Origin of the sequence: Phaeovibrio sulfidiphilus (assembly GCF_014861485.1) — a bacterium.
GTDB classification, from domain to species: Bacteria; Pseudomonadota; Alphaproteobacteria; order Rhodospirillales; family Rhodospirillaceae; genus Phaeovibrio; species Phaeovibrio sulfidiphilus.
The window spans coordinates 95,111-112,651 of record NZ_JACZHT010000007.1; the positions used below are offsets into that span (position 1 = coordinate 95,111).

General features: G+C 66.1%; 13 protein-coding genes. 10 read left to right on the forward strand and 3 right to left on the reverse strand.

Annotated features, from left to right (window positions below; all coding sequences use genetic code 11):
* Positions 1–310: 310 nt before the first annotated feature.
* The 3 genes from xrtD (at position 311) to IHV25_RS09135 (ending at position 6,811) form a co-directional block, all read left to right on the forward strand.
* A complete protein-coding gene (gene xrtD / locus IHV25_RS09125; RefSeq protein WP_192534818.1) occupies positions 311–1,909 on the forward strand; it encodes a VPLPA-CTERM-specific exosortase XrtD in 1,599 nt (532 codons plus the stop codon).
* 923 nt (positions 1,910–2,832) lie between these two features.
* Positions 2,833–6,549, forward strand: a complete 3,717-nt coding sequence (locus IHV25_RS09130) for a vitamin B12-dependent ribonucleotide reductase (protein ID WP_192534819.1) — start codon at positions 2,833–2,835, stop codon at positions 6,547–6,549.
* Between the two features lie 121 nt (positions 6,550–6,670).
* Positions 6,671–6,811 carry a hypothetical protein gene (locus IHV25_RS09135; RefSeq protein WP_192534820.1) on the forward strand — a complete coding sequence of 47 codons (141 nt, stop codon included), beginning with the start codon at positions 6,671–6,673 and terminating at the stop codon, positions 6,809–6,811.
* A gap of 1,231 nt (positions 6,812–8,042) precedes the next feature.
* Here the strand turns inward: IHV25_RS09135 and IHV25_RS09140 are convergent.
* Both IHV25_RS09140 and IHV25_RS09145 read right to left on the reverse strand, forming a co-directional pair.
* Positions 8,043–9,209: a glutathionylspermidine synthase family protein gene (locus tag IHV25_RS09140; RefSeq protein ID WP_192534821.1), complete on the reverse strand. Its 1,167-nt coding sequence runs from the start codon at positions 9,207–9,209 to the stop codon at positions 8,043–8,045.
* The gene (locus tag IHV25_RS09145; protein ID WP_192534822.1) at positions 9,206–9,808 is read right to left on the reverse strand and encodes a DUF1190 domain-containing protein; all 603 of its coding nucleotides are present in this window, start codon (positions 9,806–9,808) and stop codon (positions 9,206–9,208) included. The genes IHV25_RS09140 and IHV25_RS09145 overlap by 4 nt, the downstream gene beginning before the upstream one ends.
* A gap of 300 nt (positions 9,809–10,108) precedes the next feature.
* On the opposite strand from IHV25_RS09145, the gene IHV25_RS09150 reads away from it, so the two are divergent.
* The 7 genes from IHV25_RS09150 to IHV25_RS09180 all read left to right on the forward strand — a co-directional run bounded on the left by IHV25_RS09150 (position 10,109) and on the right by IHV25_RS09180 (position 16,218).
* Positions 10,109–10,786 carry a LysE family translocator gene (locus IHV25_RS09150; RefSeq protein WP_192534823.1) on the forward strand — a complete coding sequence of 226 codons (678 nt, stop codon included), beginning with the start codon at positions 10,109–10,111 and terminating at the stop codon, positions 10,784–10,786.
* Between the two features lie 148 nt (positions 10,787–10,934).
* On the forward strand, positions 10,935–11,222 hold the full coding sequence (rpmB, locus tag IHV25_RS09155; protein WP_192534824.1) for a 50S ribosomal protein L28: 288 nt from the start codon (positions 10,935–10,937) through the stop codon (positions 11,220–11,222).
* 284 nt (positions 11,223–11,506) lie between these two features.
* Positions 11,507–12,892, forward strand: a complete 1,386-nt coding sequence (locus IHV25_RS09160) for a M16 family metallopeptidase (RefSeq protein ID WP_192534825.1) — start codon at positions 11,507–11,509, stop codon at positions 12,890–12,892.
* A complete protein-coding gene (locus IHV25_RS09165; protein WP_192534826.1) occupies positions 12,889–14,220 on the forward strand; it encodes a M16 family metallopeptidase in 1,332 nt (443 codons plus the stop codon). Before IHV25_RS09160 ends, IHV25_RS09165 begins: the two co-directional genes overlap by 4 nt.
* A 166-nt stretch (positions 14,221–14,386) precedes the next feature.
* Entirely contained in the window at positions 14,387–14,773 is a 387-nt protein-coding gene (crcB, locus tag IHV25_RS09170; RefSeq protein WP_192534827.1) for a fluoride efflux transporter CrcB, read from the forward strand.
* 120 nt (positions 14,774–14,893) lie between these two features.
* Entirely contained in the window at positions 14,894–15,577 is a 684-nt protein-coding gene (locus IHV25_RS09175; RefSeq protein ID WP_192534828.1) for an SDR family oxidoreductase, read from the forward strand.
* Between the two features lie 26 nt (positions 15,578–15,603).
* Positions 15,604–16,218 (forward strand): DsbA family protein, encoded by a 615-nt coding sequence (locus IHV25_RS09180; RefSeq protein ID WP_192534829.1) that lies wholly within the window; start codon positions 15,604–15,606, stop codon positions 16,216–16,218.
* 309 nt (positions 16,219–16,527) lie between these two features.
* Here the strand turns inward: IHV25_RS09180 and IHV25_RS09185 are convergent, their stop codons facing one another.
* Positions 16,528–17,517, reverse strand: a complete 990-nt coding sequence (locus tag IHV25_RS09185) for a polyphosphate kinase 2 family protein (protein ID WP_192534830.1) — start codon at positions 17,515–17,517, stop codon at positions 16,528–16,530.
* Positions 17,518–17,541 lie beyond the last annotated feature (24 nt).

Sequence of the window (17,541 nt, forward strand, 5' to 3'; positions counted from 1 at the left end):
TGCTCCAAAAAGAAGGGGGAAGGGGTAACGCTGGCGAGGGGGTGTCTTGCACACCCGGGCGGGGCACCCCAGATGGGGGCGGTCCGGAGCGCCCCAACCGCCCGCGGCGGGTCCCGAAACGCATGCGGCGAGCGCTCCAGAACCGTCCGGCCCGTGCCCGGCCGGTCCCGCGCCGGGATCCCCAACAGTATTCTCTTGTCCTTTTTCTGTTTTCAAAGAACACTGATCCTCCCGCGCAGGATGTGAAATGATGACCGCGGCGCGGGGCCGGATCGGCCGGTGGTCTGTGTGCGCAGGGAGGACAGAAGAGTTGGTTTTCAGCAATCGCGCGGTTCAACACCGGGGCGCCCTGGGCAGTCCCGGCGTTTTGTGGGCACTTGTGGGCCTCTGCCTTGCCTCCGTGGGCTACACGTTCCTTCCCGAGATCGGCAGCCTGCTGAAGGCCTGGGAACTCGAGGAATACTCCCAGGGCTACCTGATCGTTCCCCTGGCCCTGTGGATGGGGCTGCACCTGCTGTCCGAGAGGACGCCCCGGCCTTCCCCGAGCCTGTGGGGGGCTGTGTTCCTCGCCGCGGGGTTCTTCTTCCTGTTTGTTGCGCGCACCTCGTCCTTCGAGATTCCCGCCTTTTACGGGCTGGTGGCCTGTCTGGCCGGCATCGCGATCGGAGCGTTCGGAACCCGCGCCTTCCGGGTTCTCCTGCCGGCGTTCGTGTACCTGGTTTTCGCCCTGCCGATTCCGCAGCTTCTGTTTGTGACCCTGGCGGCCAAACTGCAGCTCATTTCCTCGGACTGGGGCGTGTTCCTGATCAACCTTCTGGGGATCCCGGTCTTCCAGGAGGGCAACGTTCTTGACCTCGGGGCGGTGAGGCTCCAGGTGGTGGATGCGTGTTCGGGGCTGCGGTACATCTTTCCCCTTCTGAGCTTCAGTTTCCTGGTGGCCTTTTTCCTTCGGGACCGGCTGTGGAAACGGACCCTGATCTTTTTCTTCGCCATTCCCCTTGCCATCGGCATGAATGCCTTCCGTCTTGCCTGGATTGCGGTCCTGGTACAGTTCCTGGGGGCGGACGGGCTTCTGACCGGCCTTGCCCACGACGTGGAGGGCTGGGCCATCTTTGTGCTGTGCGTTGCTGTTCTGCTGGGCTTTGCTGAGTGCCTGCGGCGGATCGGGCGGCGCGGCGAGTACCGGCTGCAGTACCTGTATTTGCCTGCGGCTCCGTTTTTCAGCGGGCGGCTGGGGGGCAGCGTCCGGATGGTGGCGGTGACGGTCGTGGCCACCCTTCTGGCCGGCGCCGTGTGGGTCTGGCAGTCCTCCGGGTACTCGGACATCCGTCCGCCCCATCCGCCCCTGTCCAGCTTTCCGACCACCGTCGGCGAGTGGAACGGCACGCCCCAGAAGCTGACGCCCGAGGTTCTCAAGGTTCTGAACCTGCACGACTACTGGAGCGCCCGCTACATGCGTCCGGGGACCGTGGCTCCGGTGGATTTCTACATTGCCTATTACGAGTCCCAGCGGGTGGGCGGTTCGGCCCACTCGCCGGCGAACTGCCTGCCGGGGACGGGCTGGCGCATTCTGGAGAAGTCCATCCACCCCGTTCCAGTCGGCAGCGGCGGCCAGACCCTTCCGGTCACGCGCCTTCTGGTTCAGGAGGGCCAGGTCAAGCTGCTGCTTTACTACTGGTTCGAGGGCCGGGGCCGGATCCTGAACGAGCAGTACAGTGTGAAGTGGTACCTGTTTGTTGACTCCATCACCCGCAACCGCACCGACGGGGCGGTGGTCCGCGCCTACACTCCGGTCCTGCCGGGGGAGAGCGTGGAGGTCGCCACCGAGCGTCTGGACGGTTTCCTTGCCGGGGTCTACCCGGACGTGGGCCGGTTCATTCCGGGCGAGGATCCTGCGGGCCTGCCCTGACGGGAGCGTTTTGAGGGGCGCGGGTTCCCCCGGGTTCCTCCGGGTTCCCGCAGCTCCTGCCCCTGAGTGTGACGCCCCGGCATCGCCCGGGGCGTTCGCATTCTGGCAGGGAGGCCTGTCGGGGTGGCGGTGCCCCGGACAGAGCCGGGGCGGGCGGATGCCCTCGGCTCCCCTGGCGCCGGCGGGCGCTTTCGCACACGCCGTGGGTCAGGCGGGCGTTTTCGCGCAGGCCGTGGGGCGGCCACTGGCGCGGGAATCCGGGCGTACGCCCCCATGCGGTCGTTTTTTTCACTGAAGGGCAATAACAGCCCCCGTCCTGCCACAGTTTCGGTTCATTGTGCGCGCCGCGACGGTTCACGGGGGTGCGGCGGGCGTGGTTTTGCACGCTCCGGTGTGCCTGGATCGTCCGGGCCCACGGAGGGAGACGTCCGCCTGGCGGGCCTTCCGTTTCGGGCTGCCTTCCATTTTTTTGCGGCGTCCTGCCCGTTTTTCGGTTGTTTTGGCCGCTCCCTCCCTTGCAGGGCGGGGGGTCTGTTCCCACTTTTGTGGCACGGGGAGGTGGAGCGGGTGTCTCCGGCGGGGGTGTGGTTCGGTCCCCGGGGCGGCGCCTTCGGACCCCGCGCCCGGTACACGCCGTTGGCGAGGCGGGCACGGCCGATTCGCGGTCCCGCCCGGTTCCGCCGGTTCGGGGCCCACGGATGTTGCCTTGGCCGGGCCTCCTATCTTTGGTTGTCGTTTGATAAATCGACAATCGGTCCCGCGCGGCGGGCACGCCCGGTTTTTTTTCTTGCGCCGCGCCAGAGCCTCGATCATATTGGTGTTTCCGGGTAGGCGATACACTACATGTTGTTTTGATGTCCGTTACGGACGCCTCCCGCCTCCTCCGTCCCTTTCCCAGTCCTGTTTTCCGCGAGAGATATGTCATGCGTTTCGAGCGTTTTTTCACCCTTCCGGACGTCTGCCCGTACGACAGTATCCCGTTTCGCACAGCCACGTCCGAAATCCGCAATCCTGACGGGTCCGTGGTGTTCCGCGCGGAGAACATTCTTGTTCCCGAGAGCTTCTCTCAGGTCGCCACGGACATTCTGGCCCAGAAGTATTTTCGCAAGGCGGGGGTTCCGGTCCGTCTGAAGGCTGTTCGGGAGGACGATGTTCCCCTGTGGCTGTGGCGTCACGCGGCAGACACCGCGGCGCTCGAGGAACTGCCCGAGGAGGAGCGCTACGGGGGGGAGAGCGATTCCCGCCAGGTTTTCGACCGGCTGGCCGGGACCTGGACCTACTGGGGCTGGAAGGGCGGCTACTTTGACACGGAGCGGGACGCCCTCGCGTTCTACGACGAGATGCGCTTCATGCTGGCGAGCCAGATGGCCGCGCCGAACTCGCCCCAGTGGTTCAACACGGGGCTTCACTGGGCTTACGGGATCGACGGCCCGGGGCAGGGCCACTTCTACGCCGACTTCGTGAGCGGCGAGGTCCACCCCTCGGAGAACGCCTACGAGCGTCCCCAGCCCCACGCCTGCTTCATCCAGTCCATCCGCGATGACCTGGTCAACGAGGGCGGCATCATGGATCTCTGGGTCCGCGAGGCGCGCCTGTTCAAGTACGGCTCCGGCACCGGGACCAACTTCTCGTCCCTGCGCGGCGAGGGGGAGTCCCTCTCCGGCGGCGGGCGGTCCTCCGGGCTCATGAGCTTCCTGAAAATCGGTGACCGGGCCGCGGGCGCCATCAAGTCCGGCGGAACCACCCGCCGGGCCGCCAAGATGGTGATCTGCGATATCGACCACCCGGATATCGAGGCCTTCATTGACTGGAAGGTCCGCGAGGAGCGCAAGGTTGCGGCTCTGGCGGCCGGATCGCGCGTGGTCGAGCGTGCCCTGAAGTCCGTCCTCGCGGCCCTCCACACGGAGACGGCCCTGGCCCTTCCCGCCGACGACCGGTTCGAGCCCTCGAAAAACCGGGCCCTTGCCCGCGCGCTGCGGGCGGCCCGCAAGGACATGGTGCCGGAGAACACCCTGCGCCAGGCCCTGGAGCTGGGTCGCCAGGGGGTGCGGGACATCACCTTCGAGACCTACAACACGGACTGGGATTCGGAAGCCTACCAGACCGTCTCGGGCCAGAACTCGAACAATACGGTCCGCATCACGGATGCGTTCCTCGAGGCCGTCCTGGCCGATGCGCCCTGGACCCTGCGTGAGCGCACGACCACGAAAACCCGGGACGTCCCGGCCCGTCGCCTGTGGGACAAGATCGGCGAGGCCGCCTGGGCCTCGGCCGACCCCGGTCTCCAGTTCGACACCACCATCAATGCCTGGCACACCTGCCCGAATTCGGGACGGATCAACGCCTCGAACCCGTGCTCCGAGTACATGTTCCTGGATGACACGGCGTGCAATCTGGCGTCCCTCAACCTGGTCACCTTCCAGAAGGAGGGCGAGGCCTTCGATGTGGAGGCCTTCCGCCACGCCTGCCGCCTGTGGACCGTGGCTCTCGAGATCTCGGTTCTCATGGCCCAGTTCCCGTCGCGCGAGATTGCCGAGCGGTCCTGGCGCTACCGGACCCTGGGGCTCGGGTACGCCAACCTGGGCGGCCTGCTGATGGGCAGCGCCCTGCCTTACGACAGCCCCGAGGCCCGCGCCCTGTGCGGAGCCATCACCGCCCTGATGACCGGCGAGGCCTATGCCACCAGCGCCGAAATGGCCGGACAGCTCGGGGCCTTTGCCGGCTTCGAGTCGAACCGTGCGCCCATGCTTCGGGTCATGCGCAACCACTGGCGCGCCGCAATGGGTGAGGCCGACGGCTACGAGGATCTGGCCGCCACCCCCGTTCCCCTGGATGCGGACACCTGCCCGGATCCGCGGATCGTGGAGGCAGCCCGGGCCGCCTGGGAGCGCGCCCTTGTTGACGGCACGCGCTACGGCTTCCGCAACGCCCAGGTCTCGGTTCTGGCGCCCACGGGCACCATCGGCCTGCTGATGGACTGCGACACCACCGGAATCGAGCCGGACTTCGCGCTGGTGAAGTTCAAGAAGCTGGCCGGCGGCGGCTATTTCAAGATCATCAACGGCATGGTGCCCCGGGCCCTGCGGACCCTGGGCTACACCGCCGAGGAGATTGCGGACATCGAGACCCATGCTCTCGGCCATGTCTCCCTGGACGGCGCGCCCTACATCAACCCGGAGCGCCTGCGCGCCATCGGCTTTGACGACGCGACCCTGGAGCGGCTGGCAAAGGCCCTGGAAAACGCCTTCGACATCCGGTTCGTCTTCAACCGCTGGACCCTCGGGGATGCCTTCCTGACCGACACCCTGAAGTTCACGCCCGATCAGCTCAATGCTCCGGACTTTGATCTTCTGGCGGCCCTTGGCTTCACCCGCACCCAGATCGACGCGGCCAACACCTGGGTCTGCGGAGCCATGACCCTGGAGGGGGCCCCCCACCTGAAGGACGAGCACATCGCCGTGTTCGACTGCGCTGCCCTGTGCGGCCGGATCGGAACCCGGGTGCTCTCGGCCCAGTCCCATATCCACATGATGGCGGCGGCCCAGCCGTTCCTCTCGGGCGCCATCTCCAAGACCATCAACATGCCCTCGACGGCCAGCATCCAGGACTGCCTTGACGCCTATCTCCTGTCCTGGAGACTGGGGCTGAAGGCGAACGCCCTGTACCGGGACGGCTCCAAGCTGTCTCAGCCCCTGTCGTCTGTGGCCCTGGATCTTGCCGGGGACGAGGACGACGAGGACAGCGACACGGCCGAGCTTCTGGCCTCCGCCAGCATTCCGGCAAAGAGTGCGGTGATCGCCGAGCGCATCGTCGAGCGCGTGGTCGAGCGGGCCGGCCCCGCGATGCGCACCCGTCTGCCGACCCGTCGCAAGGGGTACACGCAGAAGGCCATCGTTGGCGGCCACAAGGTCTATATCCGGACCGGCGAGTACGAGAACGGGCGCCTTGGCGAGATCTTCATCGACATGCACAAGGAGGGCGCGGCCTTCCGCTCCCTGATGAACAACTTCGCCATTGCGATCTCCATTGGCCTGCAGTACGGTGTGCCGCTTGAGGAATTCGTCGAGGCGTTCACCTTCACCCGCTTTGAACCCCAGGGGATGGTCGAGGGCAACGACACGATTAAAATGGCAACCTCCATTCTGGACTATATCTTCCGGGAGGTGGCTATCAGCTATCTTGGCAGGACCGATCTGGCTCATGTCGAACCCCGTGATCTGATGCCGGACTCTCTTGGACGAGGTCATCAGGAAGGAAACGTCCCCCCCCCGAACACTGAGGCTGCGGTTGCGAACGAACCCGTGAGTGCGGGCTACGTCCGCTCGAACCTGTATGTTCTGAAGTGCCGGGAAGCTGCAGAGCAGGCGACCGCCTCCACCGGGGCGGTGTCGTCGGAAGCGGTGCCGGGAACGGCCCTTCTGGGCCGGGGTGCGGAACAGGCGCTGGCCTCGACCGGAACCGATGGCTTCGGAACGTCCGTTTCGGCGGCCGCAGGACCGGGCACGGGAGACCGCATCCGGGAGGCCCGGCTGAAGGGGTACGAGGGGGACAGCTGTCCCGAGTGTGGAAACTTCACACTGGTGCGCAACGGCACCTGCCTGAAGTGCGATACGTGTGGTGGTACGACCGGCTGTTCCTAAGCTCAGTCAATCCAGTCCGGAGACTCTCCCCCAGGCCGGTCGGGGAGGGCCCGGACAGACAGGAAAAAACGCTGTCGGACACGTCGTCCGGGGCGCTTTTTCCCGGCAACGAGGTAGACTCATGTCGAGACCCATGCGTTTCTTTTTTGCAGGAACGTTTGTTTTCGCGCTTGGCCTTGGGGCGCTGATTATCGCCATGGCAAACGATGCGGCCACGTCGGCTTCTGCCGGCCAGGTCACCCGAAGCGCCTCGGCCCGCTAGTGATTTCGGTCCGGAGGGGGATACCGGCAATTCGGATCCCCCCCGACCGGCCCCGGGGCCCCCTCCCGAGCGTCCCGAGCCCCGAAGGCGGCTCTCCCCCGCTGATCTCCCTTTCCCCCTGTCTTCTGAACAGTGCCGGCCCCTGGAGCGCGCCCGATCCGGAATGCGGATCCGGGGCTCGTGTGTGTGCGTGAACGGCCGCCTCTGGCCCGGGGATACGCGATTCCCGGCCGGTCCCGTCGTGCCTTCCACGGGCGTGCTGCCCGCCCGGGTATGCGGTGCCGTCATGCCGGGGCGCTGGTCCTGTGGGCGCGTGCGTGTGGGGCCGTTTTGGGTGTCCGGGAAGGGGGAGGGGGCACGCAGTTGCCGATGGATCGGGAGGCGGGCGTGCCCTGTCAGTCCGGCGGGGCCGTGCGCCCCAGCGGGTGATCCGGTGAGCCGGTGTCGGGTGTCCGGCTTTGCGGTGACCGGGCGCCCGATAATCCGGGCGAATACTGTAAAAACAATCCTTATTTAACACAGCGGCATGTGTAGTAGTCCGTGTTTGTTTAACATAATTACATTGTTATACGTATTTTATGTCAAATTAATGCAATCTATTGCCTTTTGTTTGGTTAATCTTTTGGTTTTTTTTTTTTTAGTCTTGAGCCGCGTTGCTTTCTATGTTTACCCTTTTTCTCAGAGGCCGGACTTCGGGCTGGTCCTCTCTCCGGAGGACGGGGACCGGGCGGTGAGTGCCGGGCCTCGTGCAGTGGCCGGTTGGTGCCGGTGAGCCGGACCGTGTGCCTGTGACCCCGAGCTTGGCTTCGGCAGCTCCTGCCGGTGCCGCCAGCTCCTGCCGGTGCTGGTGTGATGGTTTTTTTCGGGTGTCGGGGCGCGTGGCTCACAGGTGCGGGGCTGGACGCGGGTCGGACACTCCGTTCCCCGCGGGTCGGGCGCTCCTGAGCGGTCGCCCTCAGCCCTATCGGGCCTGTGGCCCGCAACTTTATCGGGCCCGTGGCCCGCAGCCGTATCAGACGGCTTGTGGCCCGCGCCCTTAGTACATCGGGCCTTGCGCCCGTACTCCATTGGGCCTGCCCCGTCCCCCCCGGGCAGCCCCGCACTCCCCCCGCCGGCCGGACAGGCTGCGGGGGGAACTTGTTTCTGGAGCGGGAGTTCCCCTGACGCCCGGTGCGCCTCGGGCCCCGGCTGTCAGGGAGCGTCCCCGGCGTCTGTGGCCGGGGAGCGTGTCTCAGCCCCGCTCGTCGAGGATGATGTGGGGAACGAAGCGCGAGGCGTCCGATGTGATGGGGCCGTTATCCTCCCGGATCCCCAGGCCGCAGGCCCGGTTGCCCACGATCCAGACCCCGCACACCGGCCCGTGTCCGTCCACGTAGGGCACCATGTGGAGGGCCTGCCCCACGTACCGGCGTCCGCCGTACATGCCGCCGGAGGCGTAGACCTCCCGGTTGTCCTCCACCACGTGGACGTTGGCGCCCTCCCGGGACAGCAGCGGCTTGACCACATAGCTGTCGCACGGGGGCGGCTCGTCCGGATCGTGGAACCAGGCGGGCAGCAGGTTGGGGTGCCCCTCGAAGCGCTCCCACAGAAGGGGGAGAAGCCCCTTGTTGGACAGCACCATTTTCCAGGGTGGCTCCACAAATGTGGTGTCACAGCGCACCACGTTCGGTGCAAAGCTGTCCTCCCACATGAACTCCCAGGGGTAGAGCTTGAACAGCCAGTGGATCGGCTGATTGTCGCCGTCCACAAAGAGGCCCGAGGAATCGGTTCCGATGTCCTCCATCAGCATCTGCCGGGTGGAGAGGCCCGCCTGCATGGCGCAGTCGCGCAGGTACTCCACCGTGGCCCGGTCCTCCTCCGATCCGGCCATGGAGGCAAAGTGCATCACCTCGGGCACCTGGAAGGTGGAGAAGGTCTCGATCAGCCGTTCCTGGATCGAGTTGAACTGGTCCGCGCTGTCCGGAAGGTGGCCGGAGGCAATCATGTCCTCCAGCCACTTCCACTGGAAGAAGGCGGCCTCGTAGACGGACGTGGGGGTGTCGGCGTTGTACTCGTAGAGCTTGGCCGGTCCCGTGCCGTCAAAGGCAAAGTCGAACCGTCCGTAAAGGGACGGCTCGTTGCGCTGCCAGCTGTCACGCACAAGGTCGTGGAACATCTCGGGGATGCCGAGACGGTTCAGCTGGTACTCGTCCCCCACCACCTCGGAGACCAGGTCCAGGCACATGTCCGCCAGTTCCTGGGCCGGGTCCTCGAGGCCCTGCTCAATCTCGTCCAGGGTAAAGCTGTAGCAGGCCGATTCGTCCCAGTAGAGCTCGCCGTCGATCCGGTGAAAGTGAAACCCGTGCTCGCGGGCGACCTCCTCCCAGTTCGGACGAACCGGCATCGGGAGACGCTTCACGAGCCGCCTCCGCCGTAGGCTCCGCCGCCGGAGAAGCCGCCGCGCGTTCCCATGCCGCTGCGGCCCATGGCCGGGCGGGCGTTGTGGGTCATGGACTGCATCACCTTGGGCGAGGCGCCGCTGACCCGTCCGCGGGAATCGGCCTTGACCGGGTCGCCGGTCGCGGTGCGCAGCGTGCCCGCGGTCCCGGCCTTTGCCGGGCCCTGGGCGTCCGGCCCCTTGTAGAGCCCCTGGGATCCGGCCATGGACATGCCCCGCGAGAGGAAGTGTCCGGCCATGAAACCCGCCAGCATGGGCATCCACATGGACCCGGAGCCCTGTACCACCTGGGATCCGTCCTGGGGAGCTCCCTGCGTCCCGGCCTGGCAGGCGCCGGCGCCGAACTGGGCCTCGCAGTCCGCCTGGGACGTGAAGGCCGGCGTGTTGGACAGGGCCTCGTCCATGAAGCTCTTGCACTCGGAGTAGCTGAAGAGATCGCTTGCGATGCAGTCCTGGATGCTGCTGAAAACCCGGACGTCGTCTTGCTGGGAATCACAGGCCGACACCCCAAGGGCCACCGAGCCCATGAGAAGCAGCGAGAGGGATTTTGAGCGTTTCATGAAACCTCCGTGACGGAAAAAATCAGGCCGGACTCCTGACAAACAGCGGGATCCGGTCGGCCGTCGGGGCCGTTTTGATGGACCGTGATTGTGCCCTCTCCCGGGGGACTTGAAAAGCGGAATTCAACCCGTTTCCAGTTGAAATCCCGGGCGCGTACCCGCATCTTCAAGGGGCTGCAACATCATGACATTTCGGGAAACTGTCATTTCGGCTTTGCCCGGCAGGCCGGTTACGGCTATCGTCACGTCCCGGAAAGGCGCGTCAGCATTTTTTCGTTCAGGCGCGGGATTAAGGGATCCATGTCAATACTACCTTTCATCAAGGGCGTGATCATCGGCTTCGCCATCGCCGTTCCCGTCGGGGCCGTTGCCATCATCTGCATTCGCAAGGCGCTGGCCGATGACCGGATTGCGGCCTTCGTCGCCGGTCTTGGGGCCGCCTGCGCCGACACGTTCTATGGAGCTGTGGCGGCACTCGGTCTGGGGCTTGTCAGCGAGTTTCTCGACAGTCACAAGGTCTGGCTGGCCACCTCCGGCGGTTTGTTCCTCGTGTTCATCGGCCTGAGGTGCCTCTATCGGCCCCCGGTCTTCTCACCCGAGGCCAAGTCCGGGTCGGGGTACGTGAGGGATTTTCTGTCCACGTTCTTCATCACCCTGACGAATCCGGTCACGGTTGTTGCGTTCATGGCGCTTTTTGCCACGTTTTCCGTGACCGTGGACCCCAAAACCGACGCCTTCGGGGCGACGGAGCTGATTTTGGGCGTGTTCACCGGTGCGGCCTCCTGGTGGTTCATCCTGGCCTTCGGTGCGAGCCTGGTGCGGGCCCACTTCACGCCCCACTGGCTGCTGTGGCTCAACCGGGTTTCGGGGGCCGGCCTGATTGCCCTTGGGGTCTCGGCCCTGGTGTACGGGCTGATGATTCACTTCAACCTTCTTCACCTTCTTGGGAACAGTGCCCTTGCCGTCTTGCTCCAGTGATCGTTTTGCTTGTGGGGCCAGGCGCCGGGCTTATTTCTCTTGACGTTTCGGAGTATGCCGTATAAAAGGCGCGCTCCAGTCCCGGACCAGGGACGCACGTTTCTCAAACCAATTGCCAATATCAAGACGCTCAGGAAAGGATTGGCCCATGTCCCGCCGTTGCCCCGTTACAAAAAAAGGCGTTCAGTCCGGCAACAACGTCAGCCACTCCAATATCAAAAGCCGCCGGCGCTTTCTGCCGAACCTTCAGGTGAACTCCCTGATGAGCGACAAGCTCGGCAGCACCGTGCGTCTGCGTCTGTCGGCCCACGGCCTGCGCACGATCGAGCACCGTGGTGGCCTTGACGCTTTCCTCCTCGGCACCCCGGCCTCCGAGCTCAGCCCGGACCTGCGCCGCATCCGCCGTCGCCTGGAGAAGCTTCAGGAAGCCGGATGAGCCTTCGGGTTCTCCCGCAGCTCTGCTGATTAAAAAGCCTTCCCGCCCCGGTGCGGGAGGGCTTTTTTGTTGGGGGCCCGCGAGGGATCCTGATGGGCCGGGTACGTCCTGCCGGCCCCTCCGGGCGGCCGTGTGGCGCAAGGGGAGGGGAGGCGGAGGATTTTTCTCCGCTTTTCCCCCGGATCGGGTTACCCTTTGTGTTCCCGGCGGTTTTTCGGCTCCGGCCGCAAGGTCCGCGCGCACTCCCCAGCCCCTCTCACTTTTCTGTGGTTCATGTCCCTGTCATGTCGTCTGCTGTCCGCCTGTTCCCGCGAAAACTGCTTGTGGCGTGTCTTGGCGCCGCTCTTGTCCTGATGACGGCGCGTGCCGCTCCGGCGCAGGTCTTCGACCCCGGAACCTTCGAGCTGTCGAACGGTCTCAAGGTTGTGGTCCTGCCGGACCATCGCAGCCCGGTGGTTCACCACATGGTCTGGTACCGGGTGGGCGCCGCCGACGAGCCCGCCGGCAAGTCCGGTCTGGCCCACCTTCTGGAACACATGATGTTCAAGGGGACCAAAACCCTTGCGGCGGGGGAGTTCTCGAAAATCATCGCCCGTCATGGCGGGAACGACAACGCGTTCACCTCGGACAACTACACCGCCTACTACCAGAGCATCGCGAGGGAGCACCTTCCGATGGTCATGGAGATGGAGGCGGACCGGATGGTCAACCTTCTGTTCGGCGAGGAGGATTTCCGCACCGAGCTCTCGGTGGTCCGTGAGGAGCGCCGCGCCCGGACGGACACCGAGCCCTCGTCCCTGCTGATGGAGCAGATGCGCAAGCGGCTCTGGGGGGACTACCCCTACGCCAATCCGGTGATCGGCTGGGAGGATGAGCTGGTCCGCCTGACCCGCGAGGATGCCCTCGCGTTCTATGACCGCTTCTACGGCCCGGACAACGCCATCCTGATCGTGGCCGGGGACGTGCGCACCGAGGACGTTCGCCCGCTGGCGGAGCGGACCTACGGCCAGCTGAAATCCCGCGGGTTCGGTGTCCGGTCCCGCGACCGTGTTCCCGGGGCCGCGCTGGACGACACCATGGTTCTGCACCACTGGCAGGTCCGCCAGCCCAGCATCACCCGGATTCTTGTGGCTCCCGCCCAGTCCAGCGACCCGAACGGTCATGTGGACGCTCTCAAGGTGTTTGCCGAGCTTCTGGGCCGCGGCCCCACCAGCCACCTGTACCGCTCCCTTGTGGTGGACCGGAAGATTGCGGTCAGCGCGGGGGCCTGGTACTCGGCGGAGTCCCTCGACTACGGCACCTTCGGCCTCTACGCCATCCCGGCGGAGGGCGTGTCCACCGAGACCCTCGTCAAGGAGCTGGACGCGGAGCTTGCCCGGCTTCTGGCCTCGGGGGTGGATGCGGACGAGGTCGCCCGGGCCCGCCACCGCCTGAAGGCCGGTCTGGTCTATGCCCGGGATTCCCTGTCCCGGGGCGCCCAGACCATGGGGGTCGCCCTGACCACCGGCAGCACGGTGGAGAGCGTGGAGAGCTGGCCCGCCCGCCTGGACGCCGTCACCGTGGAGGCCGTCGAGGCCGCTGCAAAGGCCCTGTTCAATCCGGACACCCGCCGGATGGTCACGGGCATCCTTCTTCCCGGACAGGACGCCGAAGGGGAGGCCGCACAATGAGGGCCCGCATGCTGAGTGTTGCGCTTCTGGTCGTTGCCTGCGTCTGCGGAGCGCTGGCGTGGTTTGTGTTCCGGGCTCCGCAGGAGGGCCCGGCCTACGCCCGCGTTGCCACGGTCACGACGCCCCTGGGCCTGAAGGCCTATCTGGTGTCCGACGACACCTTGCCGGTTGTCAGCATGAAGGTGCTGTTCCAGGCCGGCTCGATCTACGACCCGGCGGACAGGCGTGGTACGGCCAACCTGCTCTCGACCCTGTTTGACGAGGGGGCAGGAGACATGGACGCCCTTGCCTTCCAGTCCCGGCTCGAGGATCTTGCGGTGTCCCTTGATTTTTCGGTCAACCGCGACAATCTCAGTGTGTCGCTGCGCACCACGACGGACACCCTGGACGAGGCCTTCGAGATGCTGCGCCTGGCCCTGTGCGAGCCCCGGCTCGATCCGGACGCCATCGAGCGCATGCGGGCCGCCATCCTCGCCAGCATCCGTCTGGACAGCGGGGATCCGTCGTCGATTGCCACCAACGCCCTGTTCGGCAAGGTCTTCGGCACCCATCCCTATGCTTTTGATGAGAAGGGCACGGATGAGTCGGTCCGGTCCCTGGGGCGGGATGACCTGCTTGCGTTCCTGAAGGCCCGGGTCTCGCGGGAGAATCTGGCCATCGGCGTGGCCGGGGACATCTCCGCCGGGCAGCTGGCCGTGCTTCTGGACCGGACGTTCGGTCCGCTTCCGGAAACCGCGTCCGGCCCGGAGGTTCCGGCGCCGCAGCCCGTGTTTGACGGGAGCGTCACCCGGGTTCCGTTCAACGTGCCCCAGTCCACCGCGCTGCTGATGCAGCCCGGCCTTCTGCGCCCGGATCCGGACTGGCATGCCTTCTATCTGCTGAACTACGTGATGGGGGGCGGGGGCTTCAACAGCCGTCTGATGGAGGAGGTCCGCGAGAAGCGCGGCCTCGCCTACTCGGTCTACAGCGCGCTCTATCCCTTCGACAAGGTGGGGGTCTGGCTCGTGGGGACCGCAACCGAGAACTCGGGCATGCCCCGCTCCCTTCTGGTGATCAAGGAGGAGTGGACCCGCATGGCCACCTCCGGTCCCACCGCCCGGGAGCTGGAGGATGCGAAAACCTATCTGACCGGTGCCTGGCCCCTGTCGTTCACTTCCACCGGGTCCGTGGCCTCCATGCTGGCGTCCATGCGCCTTCTGGATCTGCCGCCGGACTACATCGTCAAGCGCAACGACATCGTGAGCGGCCTGACGCTGGAGGATCTGGAGCGGGTTCGCAAGCGGGTCATGGATCCGGCCCTTCTGACGGGCGTTGTGGTCGGGCCCTAGGCCGGCACCCAAAGGCCCATGGGCCGGGCGCCAAAGGGCCGCAAGCCGGGCGCCCGCCGGGCCGCTCACCGGGTGACGAAGGACGGACCGGGCAAGCAGACACGCGGGCGGACGGGTGAACCGACCGGCCCGCTGGACTGAAAGGACAAGGAAAGGAGAGGCCGTCATGACCTGGCTGGCTGTGGCCCTGGGCAGTGCCCTGGGAGGGGTGTTCCGCTACGGGGCCACCCTTGTGATCCTGCCGTCCTCGTTCTTTCCCTGGGGGACGTTGTTCGTCAACGTTTTCGGGTCGTTCATTATCGGGCTGGGGGCAGCGGCCGTGGTGTCCTCCGGCGAGTTGCTCCTGTCCGGGTCCTGGCGCGTTTTCTTCATGGTCGGATTCTGCGGCGGTTTCACCACCTTTTCCAGCTTCAGCCTCCAGACCCTGGCCCTTCTCCAGGACGGTCGCCCCGTGCTGGCCATCACCTATATCCTTGCATCGGTTCTGTTGTGCCTGGGGGGCACAGCCCTTGGTTTCCTTGCGGCCCGTCTGCTGTCCCAGTGGGGTGTCTGAGGCAGCTCCAAAGCCCCGAACCGCCCGCCGGCGGGCTGGCGAACTTGCGTCCGTCCGGTGGGGGGAATAGACTTGGCGTCCTGTTTTTTGGCACAGGCACAAAGGGACAAGGAGGAACGCATGTCACCCCATGTTTTGATTACCGGTGCAAACCGGGGCCTCGGGCTGGAGTTCGCCCGCCAGTACAGAAACGACGGCTGGACGGTCACCGCCACCTGCCGCAATCCGGCCGAGGCCGGCGCCCTGAGGGATCTGGGCGTGGAGGTCGTGGCCCTGGACGTCAGCAAGGTGGAGACCTTCGGGGACTTCGCCCGGTCCCTGGGGTCCGCTCCCGTTGACCTGTTCGTGAACAATGCCGGTGTGTATGGCGCGTTCGGAGAGGGCCAGCTCTTCGGCTCTGTGGACGTGGCCTCCTGGCAGGACACCTTTCTGGTCAACGCCATTGCGCCCCTGAAGCTGACCGAGGCCCTTCTGCCCCGCCTCGAGGCGGCCCGCGCTCCGAAGGCGGTGTATGTGTCCTCCCTGATGGGCTCCATCGCCGAGAACATCTCCGGGGACAACATCATCTACCGCACCAGCAAGACGGCCCTGAACATGGTGGTCAAGGGGCTGAGCGTCACCCTTGCGGGCCGCGTGACCGTGGCCGCCCTTCATCCGGGCTGGGTGCGTACGGACATGGGAGGCCCTGACGCGCCGCTTGAGGCGAAGGATTCCGTGTCCGGCATGCGCCGGGTCATTGAGGCCCTCACCCCGGGGGACACTGGCGCCTTCCGCGGTTTTGACGGGGCCGATGTTCCCTGGTAGGGATCGATATCGAGGAGAGGCCGGTCGTGCCTGAAGCTCTGTTTTTCTATTTCGACTTCAACTGTCCCTACAGCTGGGTTGCCGCCGAGCGGATTATGGATATCGCCGGGCGGCATACCCGGGATGTGCGCTGGCGCGCCATCCCCTCGGAGATGCTGTGCCACGAGAGCGCCCCCTGGGGCTTCCCCCCCGGCCGTGTTCCGGGGGTGGAGCAGTACATCCAGCGGGATCTGGGACGCCTGTTGCGGATGAACGGGCTCGAGTACGCACGGCCTGTTCCCCTGTCGAAGGGGGCCTCGATTGCGCCGTCGTGCGGCTTCCACTGGATCCGGGAGGAAAAGGGGCGCGAGGCCTCGCGGGCCTACGCCCTTGCGGTCTTCCGGGCCCGGTTCCAGCTCGGGAGCGAGGTGGCGGACCCGGACGTGGCGGCGGATATCGCGGTCGCGTGCGGGCACGGGCGCGGCGAGTTCCTGGACGCCATCTCGGATCCGGTCTGGCAGGGCCGCCTGACCGAGGAGGTGAACGCCGCCCGCAAGGATGGTGTCATTGCCACGCCGTTCATCAATGTGGACGGCGAGCCCTTCTGGGCGGTCGAGGGGCTGGACATCGTGGACGCCTGGCTGGCCCGGGGCGGCTGGTAGGGCGGCCTGGCGGGGGCCTTGCCCCTGCCTTTCAGGCCTCATCAGGGCCGAGAATGAGGAAAAGCCGGGGTTCGCCGGTGCGCTGGCGGGCTGCGGTTGTCCGGTTTCGGGCGGAAGGGGGCCGTCGGACGCCGGCGCGGTCCGGGCCCTCCCGCTGCGGGGAGGAGGCTCCGGTTTTCGCCCCGTTTGCAGCCGCTCACCCGGCCTTGGGCAGAGCCCGGGTCTCCCGGCCTCGGGCTATCCGGTTCCCTGTTGTGGGGCGGGGCTCGCAGTTGCCCGGTTTCGGGCGGAGGCCTGGCCTTCCAGGCCTCAGGAGGGCACCCCGTCCCCCGGCCCCGGATCCTCGTCGTTTTTCAGAAGCTGTTCCGCCCGCGCCATGAGTTTTCGCATGGCCGCGTCCGGTTCCGGAGTGCGCAGGTCCAGACGCTCCAGCGCCCCGATGATCACGTCCATCACCACGCTGCGGGCAAAGCGCTTGCTGTTGGCCGGGACCACATGCCAGGGGGCAACGGGTGTGGCCGTGGCGCGGATCATGTCCTCGTAGGCGCTCTGGTAGTCGTCCCAGCGGGTGCGCTCCTGCAGGTCGGACCAGGCGAACTTCCAGTGCTTGTCCGGATCCTCCAGCCGGGCCAGAAGGCGCTTGCGCTGCTCGTCGCGCGAGATGTGCAGGAAGAACTTCAGGACGAGGGTGCCGTTGCGCGCCAGGTAGTGCTCCAGGTGCACGATGTCCCTGTAGCGGTGTTCCCAGATGTCGGGTCCGGTGCAGTCTGCGGGGAGGTTCCAGGCCTCAAGGGTCTCGGGGTGAACCCGGGCAATCAGGACGTCCTCGTAGAACGACCGGTTGAAGACGCCGATGTGACCGCGCTCCGGAAGCGCCCGGACGCAGCGCCAGAGGAAATCGTGGCGCACCTCGTTGGCGGAGGGCGTCTTGAACGACACCACCTGACAGCCCTGCGGGTTTACGCCCGAGAATATGTGCTTGATGCAGGAATCCTTGCCCCCCGCGTCCATGGCCTGGAAGAGAACCAGAACCCCCCACCGTCCGTGGGCAAACAGTTTTTCCTGAAGTTTTGCGAGGGTCCGGACCCGGTCCTCCATCCTCTCGCGGGAGCCGGATCCGTTGTCCGGGGCCCCGTCCGTGTCGTCCGGGTCGTGGTCGGCGAGGCGGAAGCCGTCGCCCGCCGTGATGCGAAAGCGCGCGAGCCTGTGTGGGCCGTCCGTGTCGTGGGCCCGTGTCCCGTGCGGATCCTCTGCCGTGTTGGGGCCGTCCGTGTGCCCGGCCCCCTTTTCGGTTTTCATTGCTGCCTCCCGACCCTGAGTATG